This window comes from Lacrimispora struthionigena, from assembly GCF_048627165.1.
In the GTDB taxonomy this organism is placed as follows: Bacteria; Bacillota; Clostridia; order Lachnospirales; family Lachnospiraceae; genus Lacrimispora.
This window is the reverse complement of record NZ_JBMBWP010000002.1, coordinates 1,193,327-1,207,129: the sequence shown is the minus strand read 5'-3', so window position 1 is coordinate 1,207,129 and position 13,803 is coordinate 1,193,327. Positions and strand designations below refer to the sequence as shown.

Annotated in this window: 11 protein-coding genes; 10 read left to right on the top strand and 1 reads right to left on the bottom strand. The window is 42.7% G+C overall.

The window, feature by feature from the left end; all coding sequences use genetic code 11:
• The first annotated feature begins 1 nt into the window (after window position 1).
• The 6 genes from ACOAOT_RS14785 to ACOAOT_RS14760 all read left to right on the top strand — a co-directional run bounded on the left by ACOAOT_RS14785 (window position 2) and on the right by ACOAOT_RS14760 (window position 9,604).
• Window positions 2-1,279: a 2-hydroxycarboxylate transporter family protein gene (locus ACOAOT_RS14785; protein ID WP_420217686.1), complete on the top strand. Its 1,278-nt coding sequence runs from the start codon at window positions 2-4 to the stop codon at window positions 1,277-1,279.
• A 621-nt stretch (window positions 1,280-1,900) separates the two neighbouring features.
• Window positions 1,901-3,247 carry a methyl-accepting chemotaxis protein gene (locus tag ACOAOT_RS14780; protein WP_420217685.1) on the top strand — a complete coding sequence of 449 codons (1,347 nt, stop codon included), beginning with the start codon at window positions 1,901-1,903 and terminating at the stop codon, window positions 3,245-3,247.
• 28 nt (window positions 3,248-3,275) lie between these two features.
• Window positions 3,276-3,791 carry a chemotaxis protein CheW gene (locus ACOAOT_RS14775; protein ID WP_420217684.1) on the top strand — a complete coding sequence of 172 codons (516 nt, stop codon included), beginning with the start codon at window positions 3,276-3,278 and terminating at the stop codon, window positions 3,789-3,791.
• 128 nt (window positions 3,792-3,919) lie between these two features.
• Complete coding sequence (locus tag ACOAOT_RS14770; protein ID WP_420217683.1) at window positions 3,920-5,203, top strand: hypothetical protein; 1,284 nt, start codon at window positions 3,920-3,922, stop codon at window positions 5,201-5,203.
• Window positions 5,204-5,273: 70 nt separating this feature from the next.
• A complete protein-coding gene (locus ACOAOT_RS14765) occupies window positions 5,274-6,443 on the top strand; it encodes an exonuclease SbcCD subunit D (protein ID WP_420217682.1) in 1,170 nt (389 codons plus the stop codon).
• Window positions 6,440-9,604, top strand: a complete 3,165-nt coding sequence (locus ACOAOT_RS14760; protein ID WP_420217681.1) for an AAA family ATPase — start codon at window positions 6,440-6,442, stop codon at window positions 9,602-9,604. Before ACOAOT_RS14765 ends, ACOAOT_RS14760 begins: the two co-directional genes overlap by 4 nt.
• 60 nt (window positions 9,605-9,664) lie before the next feature.
• Here ACOAOT_RS14760 and ACOAOT_RS14755 read toward each other — a convergent pair whose 3' ends face one another.
• Window positions 9,665-9,985: a helix-turn-helix domain-containing protein gene (locus ACOAOT_RS14755; protein WP_104436431.1), complete on the bottom strand. Its 321-nt coding sequence runs from the start codon at window positions 9,983-9,985 to the stop codon at window positions 9,665-9,667.
• Window positions 9,986-10,211: 226 nt separating this feature from the next.
• On the opposite strand from ACOAOT_RS14755, the gene ACOAOT_RS14750 reads away from it, so the two are divergent.
• The 4 genes from ACOAOT_RS14750 (at window position 10,212) to gltA (ending at window position 13,769) form a co-directional block, all read left to right on the top strand.
• On the top strand, window positions 10,212-10,835 hold the full coding sequence (locus ACOAOT_RS14750) for a hypothetical protein (protein ID WP_420217680.1): 624 nt from the start codon (window positions 10,212-10,214) through the stop codon (window positions 10,833-10,835).
• A gap of 15 nt (window positions 10,836-10,850) precedes the next feature.
• Window positions 10,851-11,348, top strand: a complete 498-nt coding sequence (locus tag ACOAOT_RS14745) for a dihydrofolate reductase (RefSeq protein WP_349668086.1) — start codon at window positions 10,851-10,853, stop codon at window positions 11,346-11,348.
• A gap of 142 nt (window positions 11,349-11,490) precedes the next feature.
• Window positions 11,491-12,381, top strand: a complete 891-nt coding sequence (locus tag ACOAOT_RS14740) for a sulfide/dihydroorotate dehydrogenase-like FAD/NAD-binding protein (protein ID WP_170819887.1) — start codon at window positions 11,491-11,493, stop codon at window positions 12,379-12,381.
• Window positions 12,381-13,769, top strand: coding sequence for an NADPH-dependent glutamate synthase (gene gltA / locus ACOAOT_RS14735; RefSeq protein WP_104436427.1), 1,389 nt, complete (start codon window positions 12,381-12,383; stop codon window positions 13,767-13,769). Before ACOAOT_RS14740 ends, gltA begins: the two co-directional genes overlap by 1 nt.
• Window positions 13,770-13,803 lie beyond the last annotated feature (34 nt).

The window sequence follows — 13,803 nt, the reverse complement described above, 5'->3', positions numbered from 1 at the left end:
AATGGATAAAATAAAAAGCATTAAAATATCCGGCATACCACTACCCATTTATCTGGGATTTACCGTTATTACCGCAGTTTCTATTGCCATGAAGTGGCTTCCTTCCGGCATGATCGGCGCCTTACTGGTTATGATGGTTTTTGGTGGATTGTTTAATATTATTGGTAATAATCTTCCAATCGTAAAAACCTTTTTGGGTGGCGGTGCAATTGTGTGCATCTTTGCCTCTGCAGCTTTGGTGTATGCGGGTCTGATTCCAACGGATGTAGTGGAGAATGTAGATCAGTTTATGAATAAGACTGGATTTTTAAATTTCTACATAGCAGCCTTAATTACTGGAAGTATTCTTGGTATGGACCGCACTCTTTTATTAAAAGCGGCTGTACGTTTTCTCCCGGTTGCACTTTGCGCCATGACTGTGGCAATCTTAAGTGTTGGCGCAGTGGGAGCATTGGTTGGATATGGTTTTGTAGATGCCATCATGTATGTGGCAATACCTATGATGGGAGGCGGAATGGGTGCCGGAGTCGTTCCTTTATCCGGTATGTATGCAGAAGCGCTGCAGACAGATAAAGCTGCTATTATATCACGAATGATACCAGCCTCCACTCTTGGTAATGTCATGGCAATTGTAGGTGCTGGTCTTCTGGCAAAGCTTGGTGAAGTAAAACCTGCTCTGACTGGCAATGGCCGTCTTATGAGAAACCACAATTCTGACATGAATGAAAAAAACAACTCATCTGTCACTCTGGAAGAACTGGGAATCGGTATGATTACCGCTATGCTTTTCTTCTTAATGGGTGTTATTATTAGTAAATTTGTTCCTGCAGTTCATTCCTATGCATGGATGATTATTCTTGTGGCTGTCAGTAAGGCATGCGGTATTATTCCGGTAAAATTTGAAGATTCCGCCCGCCAGTGGTCCCAGTTTGTTATGAAAAACTGGACCAGCGCACTTTTAGTGGGAATTGGAATATCAATGATTGATTTAGGTGCAGTTGCCCAGGCAGTAAGCCCTATGTATCTGCTTCTTGTATTTGTAGTAGTTGGAAGTGTATCCTTAGGTGCAGGAATCGGTGGTCATCTGGTTGGCTTCTACCCGGTAGAGTCTGCAATTACTGCCGGACTTTGCACAACCAACATGGGCGGAACAGGGGATATCGCAGTTCTTTCAGCAGCAAAGAGAATGGAACTTCTGCCATTTGCGCAGATTGCCACCAGAATCTGCGGTGCACTTATCCTGATCGTCGCCAGTTTACTGATTCAGATATTATTTTAAATAGAATGATAGAGAAATAAGATTAGCCTTCGATGAAGAGAAATGACAATCTTCATCGAAGGCTTTTTTGTAAATTATATTCAGAAAGTAGTGCATAAATATAAAAAATTGCGCAGTATATCTCATACTGCGGTTGCAAAATTATATATATTTCGACATTTCTCATTATAAAGTAATTACTTTTCTTTGTCAAACAACAGTTTATACAGTGAAATAAACGATAATTGCAAGAAAATGTTAAAAATTTAATTAAAATATTACATAATATTTTTTTGATAATAGCAGAACGCCGTCAGAGACCCCGTCATACTTTATCACAGGATGGCTCAATATCGCTTTTGGGTTGATTTCTCCTCCTTTTTTGTTCCCTTATTAATTAAATAGTCATAGATTCCATACGCCGTCTTTAAAACCGTCAGTATCCCAGGAAACTGCCATTAATCTTATGTTTCTCGGCATGAGACACAGTATGAGATATACTGCGAAGATTGTTTCCAAGTCTGTAAAGGCTTAAAAAGACAGAGAAAAGGAGGTGTTCTATAATAATTAATTAATGCAGGCGGATACACAAGAGGAGACCGGATCCAGTCATCCGGAATAAATGAAAGAGGGAATGTTAAAGTGAAAAAGTGGTTTGAGGATTTGAAAGTTGCAAAGAAACTGTTAATCAGCTATCTGCTAATTGTTGCATTTACTATGATTACAGCAGGTGCAGGTATTTTTACATTGCTGCATTTTACCAGGAATGTGGCAGCTATCATAATTGTAATTGCATTAATTTCCATTGTTTCTGTGATTTTTTCCTTATATCTTTCCAGTTATATGTCAGATATTATTGCCTATCCCCTTTATATATTTGAGTCATTTGCCAGTATGGTGGCTGTGGGAGATTTTGGAGTAGATAAAATCACAGGGGAAAAAGAAAGAGGCTGGGCTTCCAGGAAAGATGAGGTCGGCGGCCTCGCCAGTGCCTTTGATAAGATGATTATTAACAATATTGAACTGGCCCGGACGACAAGGGCAATTGCAGACGGTGATTTAACAACTGTTGTGGCCATTCGATCCGAAGAGGATATTCTTGGGAAAGCGCTTGCAGAATTAGTTGAAAAATTTCACAATCTGGCTTCTTCCATTACTACCATAGCAGAACAGGTTAATTCCGGATCAGGGCAGGTTTCAGACGGTGCCCAGGCTCTGTCCAGCGGAACAACAGAACAGGCAGCAACTCTGGAAGAGTTAAATGCTTCCATTGGAAATGTAGCTGATCAGGCAACAAAAAATGCCAGAAGTGTTGAGAAAGCAGCTGATTATGTAAATCAGGCAGGTCAGGGTGTTATGGAAAGCAACCAATATATGCAGGAGTTAAATACTGCCATGAAAGAGATTGGGGAGTCTTCCCAGGAAATATCAAAGATTACCAAGCTTGTGGAGGATATTGCATTTCAGACCAACATTCTTGCACTCAATGCTGCTGTAGAAGCTGCCCGTGCCGGTGATGCAGGAAAAGGTTTTGCAGTAGTTGCTGATGAAGTCCGTAATTTAGCAGCGAAATCGGCGGATGCTGCAAAGCAGACAGCTGATCTGATTCAAAAATCGGTATCAATGGTATCTCATGGGGAGCGTCTGGCTGATGATACACTAAAGCTGTTATTTACGGTGAAAGATAAGGCTCAGATGGTGGAACAGGCAATTAATGAAATTGAATCAGCGTCCACCGAACAGGCAGGAGCAATTGAACAGATCAATCAGGGTCTGTCCCAGGTGTCTGCAGTTGTTCAGACCAATGCGGCTACTGCGGAAGAAAGCTCTGCAGCCAGTGAAGAACTTGCTGCCCAGGCAGAAATACTGCAGCAGGAAGTAAGAAAATTCAAGCTGCATGAGGAATATACCAGTCTTGGCAGGGCAGAGTCAGGAAGGATCTTTAACGATACCAGGCATGTATCAGCAGGTGCCCATGTAAAGTATTGATGTTTGAGAAATAAGGGGGAAATGAAGGTTGAAAAGGCAGGAATTGCGGATTCGCCAGCAGGAAAATCCGGATACCTTAAAAGACAGATACCTGACATTTTGGGCAGATAACCGGTTGCTCGGTCTTTCCATTACCTTTGTTGTGCAGATTGTTGGATTACAAAGGATTACACATTTTCCAGACTCTCCCGCTTACGTAAAAGGCGTGGTTAGTTTGAGAGGCGATGTTTTTCCAGTTGTGGATTTACGGCAAAAACTTGGAGGAGACGCAAAAGAGTATAATGACAGGAATTGTATCATTATTATAAAGATCTTTAACAGTTTATATGGATTTATTGTTGATGGAGTTGAAACGGTATGCCAGGTGCTGCAGGAAGAAATTTTACCGGTTCCCTATTTTAATAATCAATCTTTAAACGGCTGTTTCTCAGGAGTTGTAAAAGTACCAACGGAAAGCAGTGTGGAAAAAATAATTTTTCTTTTAAATGTTCAAAAGCTTCTTAGTAAAGAAGAGTTTGAAGTACTGGCTTTGGCAGAAAGATAAACGGAGAAGTGAATCAGGGCTGAAAACCGACTGGTGGTTTTTAACCCTGATTTTATGTTATTTATCTGGAACAAATAACAAAAGCTATGCTATACTTGGTACAGATAAAAGGGAGGGACTGTAATAACATGATGGAACAATCAATGCTAAATGGCCGCATGCTGACCGGAGGTGCGGGAGACAGGAAGCTTTATAATACCCAGCTTTTGTATTTCACCTCATCGTCCATCAGCGAGAATGACGAGAGGATCTATATGATCTGTGACAAAGGAGGAAACCCCAATGTTATGGTTAAAGATTTACTGACAGGTGAGGAACGGTTTCTGACGGAGAATAAAAAGGGAATTTTAAAGAGCTATGTGTATTTTGATGGCACATCGGGTCAGGGGCTGGGAAAAGCCAGTGTCTGTCTGGACAGTAAAAGGGATATCGTTTACTTTATCCAGGATGATAAGATCTGCAAGGCAGATTTAACCGGTACTGTTACTGTTTTAAATACGGTGCCGGGAGGAAGAATGACCGCATTTACCCATGCCAGTTCAGATGGAAAATATCTCTGTGTTCCCATGACGGATGGCAGATGCCTGGATTTTGATCCGGAAACAGAGGGCTCCGGACTGGACAAAAGACCAGTTTATGATATTGACGGCCGCGTTCAGGAAGAGAATTTAAATAGTTACTTATGTGTCTATGATACTCATACCGGTGATATGGTGTATGAGAAAGTGGTAGAAAAGTGCTGGATTACCCATGTACAGTTTCACCCGCAAAATTCGGATCTGATTATGTATAATCACGAATGGGCCTCTTTTGACTGTGGAATCCGCAGGATCTGGATTTATGATCATAGCCGGGACACGCTGACTCCTGTCAGAAGGGAAGGAAATGATACGCTGGGGAGGCCCGGAGGCTATTTAAGAAGCAGAAATGACTGGGTCTGCCACGAGATGTGGAGTGATGACGGGGCAAGTATTATCTATCATGGAGGCTATGAAGGTGGCCCCGCCATGGTTGGCAAATATGAGCCAGGTACCGGGAAATACTGGGAGATCGCCCTTCCTGACAGTTATAATGCTTACGGACATTTCACCATGGATCATGCCGGAAATCTGGTGTGTGACGGATATTTCAAATATCCCTGGGAAGTTAAAAAAAATAGAGAAAACAGTACAGATAACGGGCCGGATCCTCACAAAAAAGATGCGGAATATATCTGCCGGGTACTGGTCGACTGGGATAATGGAGAACTGAGATGGATTCCCCTTTGTAAGCATGAAAGTGACTGGCTGGGGCAGGATGCCCATCCCCATCCGATATACAGTCACTCTGGTGACCGTATATTTTTTAACAGCCGCTGGAATCAGAATGTAAATGTTTACTGTGTGTCTTCCATGGAACCGTTAAACCCATAAAGGTTATAAAGCAGGCATCAGTTCGTAGACCTTATGGAATGATAGATAAAAAGAGAAAGGGGGCTGAAGGATGAAATTCTTTCATTTGTCCGATTTACATATTGGCAAACAGTTAAATGGTTACAGCCTGAAAGAAAATCAGGAGGCTGTATTAAACCAGATTGTTAATTACGCAGTTACCGAAAAACCCGATGTAATATTAATCTGCGGTGATATCTATGATAAGACAGCTCCTTCGGCAGAAGCTTACACCCTGTTTGGGGGATTTTTAAATGCCCTTTCCATGATCCAGCCGCAGCCTTCCGTTCTGATTATTGCAGGAAACCACGATTCTCCGGAACGACTTGCTTATGCAGGTTCCTTTCTGGAGAAGCATTCCATTCATTTGTCGGTAATGCCGCCCCAAAATCAGGATGAATACTTAAAAAAGGTGGTGCTTTCTGATCAATATGGTCCGGTTAATTTCTATCTTCTGCCTTTTCTAAAGCCCGGTTACGTAAGAAATTTATTTCCCGACAGTCAGCCGGAAGGATATGAAAATGCCATTAAAGAGGTTCTGGCAAGAGAAGCCATAGACACCAGGGAGCGGAATATTCTTTTGTCCCATCAGTTCTATACTGGAGGAAGCACAGACCCGGAAACCTGTGAATCCGAACAGGCGGTCATAATTGCAGGCGGTCTGGACCGGGTAAATGTTTCCGTGCTTCCTCCCTTTGACTATGTGGCACTGGGACATCTTCACGGTCCCCAAAAGGTTTCAACAGACTGGATCCGTTACTGCGGGACTCCTTTTAAATATTCCATCAGTGAGGAACACCACAGGAAAGGGATCACTGTCATAGAAATGGGTGCAAAAGGGGAATTACCTGTTTTAGAAGTTCTTCCTCTTGGCGGAATTCAGGATGTAAGGCGTGAGAGAGGAACACTGAAGGAGGTTCTAAGCCGTGCAGATGAAAAAAACCGCCATGATTTTGTCAGTGTTACGCTGACCGATGAGGATGAGCCATACAGGATCAGGGAACAGTTAAAGGAAGTTTATGATTATCTGCTGGAGCTGAAAGTGGATAATGTGCGCACCAGGGAAAAGATGATGGAGGAAGAGGATCGTGTATCGGTATTAAATCCACTGGAAGCTTTCCAGCAGTTTTATAAGGCTGTAAGCGGGGAAGAGATGACGAAGGAAGCTTATGAGGCCATGGAAAAAATTGTGCAGGAAGCAAAGGAGGAGGAAGGATTATGAAACCGCTGAAACTGACCATGTCGGCATTCGGCTCCTACAAAGATCTGGAAACGGTGGATTTTCAGATTGCAGGTCATGGGATTTTTCTCATTACGGGAGACACCGGCTCTGGAAAAACTACAATTTTTGATGCTCTTTCCTATGCTCTTTTTGGAGAAACCAGCGGACAGAGACGAGAACCCTCTATGATGCGCAGCCAGTATGCAGACGATGACAGGGAGACTTTCGTTACCTTCCGCTTTTTAGAACAGGGGGAAACCTATGAAATTACAAGAAGTCCTTCCTATTTAAGAAGCAGTAAGAGGAAAAACAAAGACGGAGAATATACAAAAATCTCAGTTCCTGCAAAAGCTTCCCTGATTCTTCCTACCGGACTTGAATTTGCCGGAAATATCAGGGATATTAACCAAAAGATAGAAGAGATTATAGGAGTGGATTTAAGTCAGTTTTCCCAAATTGCAATGATAGCACAGGGAGACTATTTAAAGCTTCTTCTGGCCACTTCCAAAGAAAGAAAAGAAATCTTTTCCAGAATTTTCAATACTGGAATTTACAGCCGGATTCAATATAAGTTAAAGGAAAAAAATAATTTCTATGCAGGAAAGCTGGAGGACAACAGGAAGCTTTGCGCTCATGAGACTGAAAATCTGGAGCTTTTGCATGACAGCATACATAAGGAAGAGTGGTTACAGCTGCTGGAATTTCCAGAGACGAAAATGGAGGAGATCATAAACCAGGTATCTGTTATCCTTGATGAAATCTACGGAAAAGAAAAGCAGTTTTCTGAGGAGAGGGAAAAAAGCAGCGAAACTCTTTCCAGCGTGGAACGTAAACGAAATCAGGCTATGGAACAGAACCGGCTGTTTGATAAATTAAATGAGGCAGCTGACCGCATGGAGGCACTGAGACTTCAGAGTGAAGGCTGGGAGCTTAAAAAAGAACGCCTTGCCATAGGGGAACGGGCAGAGAAAGCATATACAGCAGAGATGCAGTATAAGGACAGAAAAAAAGACTGGGAAGCAGCCGGGAAACGGGAAGCAGAGCTTGAAGAAGAGCTTAAAAACACAGGGGAAAAACTTGCCTTAGTAAAGAAAGCTGCAGTGGAAAGCCAGGAAGCTTCAGAAAAAGAAGTTCCAAAGCTTACTATTTTATTAGACAGGCTTAATTCTTCCATGCCTCTGTATCAGGACTGGAAGAGGATGGAAGAACTGTGCCGGAGTAAAAAAAGTGTTGAGGAGGAATCCCGGAAACGGTTTTTGGAAGCAGAAAAAGAACTGGAAAGGGTCAGCCTGCGTTTAAAAGAATATGAAAAAAGACAGGAGTCTCTGACAGAAGCTGCTGCAAAACTTTCTGACTTAAAGGAGCTTACGGGCCAGTATACGAGAAAGGAAGAAGCTTTAAAGAACCTTCTGCAGGCATTAAAACAGTACAGGGAGGTTCAGCAGGAAGTATCCCAATTAAGGCTTTCTGAGAAGGAGGCACAGACCGAATACGAAGAAGCACAGTCCAGATATGCCATTCTCTACCAAAGCTTTTTTGATCATCAGGCAGGTCTTCTGGCAAAGGATTTAAATGAAGGGACTGCGTGTCCTGTATGCGGTTCCGTTCACCACCCACAGAAAGCGAAGTTCTATGATGACAGCATCACAGCTGAAATGGTAGATGAAGCCAGGATTAAAAGAGACCAGGCAAATGAACGACGATCTGAAGCGGCACTTCTTACGATACGAAGATATGAAAGCTGCCGGCACCAGGAAGAATGGATTAAGAAAGAAGCCAGTTTATGGTTTGATCCATGCATTGATCTGGATTTAATGGAGGAACGTTTCTTTTTGGAAGAGAAGGAAACAAAAGACCTGTTAATGAAAGCATGGGAAGAAGAAAAGAAAGCAAAAGAAGCAGAAGCCGGTTTAAAGGAACTGATTGAAAACAGGCAAACAGACGCGCTTCGTATGGCAGAGCTGGAGCAGATAAGAGAGAAGCTTAGAAGTGAGTGGCAGGATAAGAAAGTGGAGAATTCAGCTTTATTTGCACAGCTGGAACAATTAGAAAAGAATCTTCCTTACCCAGACGAGAAGCAGGCCAAAATTCAGCTGGAACAATTAAAAAACAGGAGAGAACTCCTGCTATCCCAGGAGAAGCAGGCAAATGAAAAGTTTCTTCTGTTATCAGAAGAGGAACAGGAGAAAAGAGGCCGTCTTGCTTCATTAAAAGAGAACAGAGAGACCCTTCTAAGGGCGCAGGAGAGTTCAAAAAAGGCTTATGATTCCATGCTTCGCGAACTGGGATTTTCTGATGAAGCAGACTATCAGAAGGCAAAGATGTCATCGGAACAGCGGACAGCCTGGCAGCAGGAAATACGCGGCTATGAGGAGGCGTGTCTCACTGCCAGGACGATTTATAACCAGTACAAAGAAGAGACAAAAGGCCGGGAAAGAATCGATACATCACACTGGGAGGAAGAGGCTGCCGTTTTAAGGGAAGAACAAAAACTAATCCAGTTAAAATTGGCAGAAATAGCAGGGATCAAAAGCCGGACAGAGCGGACAGAGAGTAATTTAAAAAAGCTTTTTAAGGAACGGAAAGAACTTGAAAAGCAATACCAGCTGTATCACAGTTTAAATCAGACAGCCAATGGAAAGCTTTCCGTCAGTCTGGATTTTCAGACTTATGTACAGCGTCAGTATTTTAATCAGATGGTACATGCCGCCAATAAGCGGTTAAAGATTATGTCTGATGGTGAGTTTTTACTGCAGTGCCGGGATTTAAATGCACTGGGAAGACAGGGAGAGGTTGGACTGGATCTTGACGTTTACAGTCTGTCGACCGGGCAGCTGCGTGATGTGAAAACATTGTCTGGTGGAGAATCTTTCATGGCAGCACTTGCCATGGCTCTTGGGATGGCAGATATTATTCAGAGGACAGCAGGAAATGTGCGGATGGATGCCATGTTTATTGATGAAGGCTTCGGATCCTTAGATGAGGAATCCAGATTAAGAGCAGTGCGGATCCTTTTGGAACTTGCGGGAGAACACAGACTCATAGGAATTATATCCCATGTAAGTGAATTAAAAGAACAGATTGATAAGAAACTGATTGTTTTAAAAAATGAGAGCGGCAGTAAAATCCGGTGGGAACTGGATCACCTGTCCTGCCTTTGATAAGTGGTGGAAGCGGGAGACTGGGAACTTAAAAGTCAGTTTTCCCGCTTGCATTTTTCGCTATTCTCTTATTTTTTTCTGGCCTTCAAAGAGCAGGTTCAGCAGATTATCGAAGTCCTGGTCCCCTAGTGGTTCCAGTTCTGTGATCAGTTCATGAAGCAGGATGGGATTTGGATTTTCTTCATCAAAAAATTCCCTTGGCGATATCCCTAAGTATTCACAAATCAATAAAAAGTGGTCCATTGATGGTGTGTTGTTTTTGGATTCTATATCGCTGATGTAATCTTCCGCCTGTCCCAGTGAAAGACTCATTTCTCTGGCAGATATGCCTTTTTTTGTCCGAAGCTGTGCCAGCCTTAACGGTATGTAATTTTCATCCATTGGTATCATTCTCCTTCCAAAAACTTAATATTATAATTATAGAAGACTATTGGCTATGATTCAATAGAAAACAGATATTATTTTTTTTATTATGTAAATTTTTGCAAAAATAATGTATGTTTATTAAGGACAAATCGGGTAATAAAGGAATAGACGTAACACATGTTTTGTTTTATAATGGATAGGATCATGCAAGAGAGAATCCGCAGTTAGAAAGGAAGATACCATGTTAAAGTGTGAAAGAACCAGTGTTATGAACATAGAAAACGCCATACGTGGTGCAAGAAACCCAATGAACAGCTGGGACCGTATGGACAGCCAGTATAATGAGGAAGGGGAATACATACTGGGACCAAATGATCTGGGACTTGCCAGACGGTTAAGAAAAGCTGGCAGTGATCATAGAAAATTTATCCGGCAGATTTTTGTTTCAGTGGATGTGACCGCTCCTATATACTGGTGGAAGGAATACGATACCTATAAGGTATCTACTGTAGCGAATTCTACAAGTACCATGCATAAGATGCATTCAAAACCATTTGATATGGACGATTTCAGCCATGATCATATGACAGAGAAAACCCTTGCCTTTATGGGAAGTGTTGTGGAAGAATTAGAGAAGATTCGTCTGCGTTATATAGAAACGAAGAACAAGGAAGACTGGTATGATATGATCCAGCTTCTCCCTTCCAGCTACAATCAGATGCGCACCTGTACATTAAATTATGAAACTTTAATCAACATTTATTTTGCAAGAAAAAGCCACAAATTAAAAGAATGGCACACATTCTGCAGTTGGATCGAAAGCCTGCCTTATGCAAAGGAGCTGATTCTTGCAGAGGAAGAATAAAAGGTGGACATGCTTATGAATTTAATAGTAGCAGTGGATAAAAACTGGTCCATTGGGAATCAGGGACAGCTTCTGGTAAACATACCAGAGGACAAGCGGATGTTCCGTGAGGAAACTCTTGGAAAAGTTATTATCATGGGCCGCAAGACATTGGAGAGTTTTCCGGGGAAACAGCCATTATATGGAAGAACCAATATTGTGCTCACCAGAAATACCAATTATAAAGTGAAAGGCGCTACCATCTGCCATAGTATAGAAGAAGTGATGAAAGAGCTTGAAAAGCATCCTGGTAAAGAGTGTTTTGTTATAGGCGGACAGAGTATCTATGAACAGTTCCTTCCGTACTGCCATACAGCTCATGTGACATATATAGACTATGCATACAGTGCAGATACCCATTTCCCAAATCTGGATCAGGATACCGGATGGGAGATGTGTGCTGAAAGTGAAGAACAGACATACTTTAATTTGTGCTATACGTTCCGCATGTACCAAAGGACTGGTAATCGATAAAAAAATAATGATATTTTTTATTTCGTATTGTCTTTGATATTTAAAAATGATAATATGGAACGAGTACCATTTCACCTGATTGTCAGGATGGCTATCAGGAACGGTGCAAAGGTATATTCACGAAGACATTAGGAGGATGAAGATGTACAGGATTTTAAAAGCAGAGATGTTAGCTGACAAGATCTATCTGATGGATGTGGAAGCACCCCGGATTGCCAAAGCCTGCCAGCCTGGAGAATTTGTTATCGTAAAGATGGATGACAGAGGGGAGCGTATTCCGCTCACGATCTGTGATTATAACCGTGACAAAGGGACAATTACCATTGTATTTCAGACAGTGGGCGCCAGCACGGAAAAGATGGCTGATTTAAAAACAGGGGACAGCTTTGAGGATGTAGTAGGACCTTTAGGTAATGCATCTGAATTTGTAGAAGAAGATTTAGAAGAAGTAAAGAAACGCAAATATTTATTTGTAGCCGGTGGTGTTGGAACTGCTCCTGTTTATCCTCAGGTAAAATGGATGAGGGAGCACGGAATATCGGTTGATGTAATCGTAGGCGCAAAGACAAAGGATCTGCTGATCTTAGAAGATGCCATGAGAGAACAGGCCGGCAACTTATATGTTACCACAGATGACGGTTCCTATGAGAGAAAAGGAATGGTTACTGAAGTAATTAAGGATCTTGTAAATAATCAGGGAAAGCAGTACGATGTTTGTGTTGCTATCGGCCCTATGATTATGATGAAGTTTACCTGTCTTTTAACAAAGGAATTAGGAATTCCAACCGTTGTCAGCTTAAACCCAGTCATGGTAGACGGTACAGGAATGTGCGGAGCCTGCCGTATCACTGTTGGGGACGAAGTCAAATTTGCCTGCGTGGATGGACCGGAATTTGACGGCCATAAAGTGAATTTTGACGAGGCCATGAAGCGTCAGATGATGTATAAGAGCGAAGAAGGGCGTGCAATTTTAAAAACCCGGGAAGGCGATACTCATCATGGCGGCTGCGGACAGTGTGGAGGTGACAACTAATGGACGTTTTAAAGAAAGTACCAGTCAGAGAACAGGATCCAAAAGTAAGAGCAACAAACTTTGAAGAAGTATGTCTTGGATATAATGAAGAAGAAGCAAGAGAAGAGGCCAGCCGCTGCATTCAGTGCAAGAATCCCAAGTGCGTAAAGGGCTGTCCTGTATCTATTAATATACCTGGTTTTATTAAAGAGGTGGAAGAGGGCAATATTGAGGAAGCTGCAAAAGTGATCGCGCTATCCTCAGCACTTCCGGCAGTATGCGGACGTGTATGTCCTCAGGAGAGCCAGTGTGAAGGTCAGTGCATCCGCGGAATTAAGGGAGAGCCGGTTTCTATCGGCAAGCTTGAGCGGTTTGTAGCAGACTGGTCCAGAGAGCATGGAATTGTACCGGAAGCACCTGAAAAAACCAATGGAAAGAAAGTGGCAGTCATCGGTTCCGGTCCTTCAGGTCTTACCTGTGCAGGGGATCTTGCAAAGCTGGGATACGAAGTTACAATATTTGAAGCACTTCATGAGCCCGGCGGTGTACTTACTTATGGTATTCCGGAGTTCCGTCTTCCAAAAGACGGTGTCGTACAGCCGGAGATCGACAATGTCAGAAAGCTGGGCGTTAAGATTGAGACCAATGTAATCGTTGGAAAGTCTGTGACCATTGATGAACTTCTTGATGAAGAAGGGTTCCAGGCTGTATTCATCGGTTCAGGAGCCGGACTTCCGATGTTTATGGGAATTCCGGGAGAGAATGCCAACGGTGTATTCTCCGCCAATGAATACTTAACAAGAAGTAATTTAATGAAAGCATTCCGTGACGACTACGATACCCCGATTGTAGCAGGTAATAAGGTAGCGGTTGTCGGCGGAGGCAACGTTGCCATGGACGCAGCCAGAACGGCTCTTCGTCTTGGTGCTGAGGTGCATGTTGTTTACAGACGAAGCGAGGCGGAACTTCCTGCAAGAGCGGAAGAAGTCCATCATGCAAAAGAAGAAGGAATTATATTTGATCTTCTGTCAAACCCCATTGAAATTCTCACCGATGAGAAGGGCTGGGTTAACGGAATGAAATGTATCAGAATGGAACTTGGAGAACCGGATGCTTCCGGCAGAAGAAGACCTGTAGAGGTCAAAGGATCTGAATTTGTCATTGATGTAGATACTGTCATCATGTCACTGGGAACATCCCCCAATCCTTTAATATCCAATACCACCAAGGGACTGGATATTAATAAGCGCAGATGTATTATTGCAGAGGAATCTACAGGAAAGACAAGCAAGGAAGGCGTATATGCCGGAGGAGATGCAGTGACAGGTGCTGCAACTGTAATCCTGGCTATGGAAGCCGGACGTGCTGGCGCAAGAGGAATTGACGAATATCTTTCTGCCAGGAATTAATCCGGACAGATCAGGGCTGCCGCTAATTTGGCAG

What these genes read in the sequence shown, in the direction of transcription:
- ACOAOT_RS14755 (WP_104436431.1), bottom strand. Translation starts at nt 9,985, where the DNA reads ATGGATGAAAATTACATACCGTTAAGGCTGGCACAGCTTCGGACAAAA.
- ACOAOT_RS14765 (WP_420217682.1), top strand. Translation starts at nt 5,274, where the DNA reads ATGAAATTCTTTCATTTGTCCGATTTACATATTGGCAAACAGTTAAAT.
- gltA (WP_104436427.1), top strand. Translation starts at nt 12,381, where the DNA reads ATGGACGTTTTAAAGAAAGTACCAGTCAGAGAACAGGATCCAAAAGTA.
- ACOAOT_RS14785 (WP_420217686.1), top strand. Translation starts at nt 2, where the DNA reads ATGGATAAAATAAAAAGCATTAAAATATCCGGCATACCACTACCCATT.
- ACOAOT_RS14745 (WP_349668086.1), top strand. Translation starts at nt 10,851, where the DNA reads ATGAATTTAATAGTAGCAGTGGATAAAAACTGGTCCATTGGGAATCAG.
- ACOAOT_RS14770 (WP_420217683.1), top strand. Translation starts at nt 3,920, where the DNA reads ATGATGGAACAATCAATGCTAAATGGCCGCATGCTGACCGGAGGTGCG.
- ACOAOT_RS14760 (WP_420217681.1), top strand. Translation starts at nt 6,440, where the DNA reads ATGAAACCGCTGAAACTGACCATGTCGGCATTCGGCTCCTACAAAGAT.
- ACOAOT_RS14740 (WP_170819887.1), top strand. Translation starts at nt 11,491, where the DNA reads ATGTACAGGATTTTAAAAGCAGAGATGTTAGCTGACAAGATCTATCTG.
- ACOAOT_RS14750 (WP_420217680.1), top strand. Translation starts at nt 10,212, where the DNA reads ATGTTAAAGTGTGAAAGAACCAGTGTTATGAACATAGAAAACGCCATA.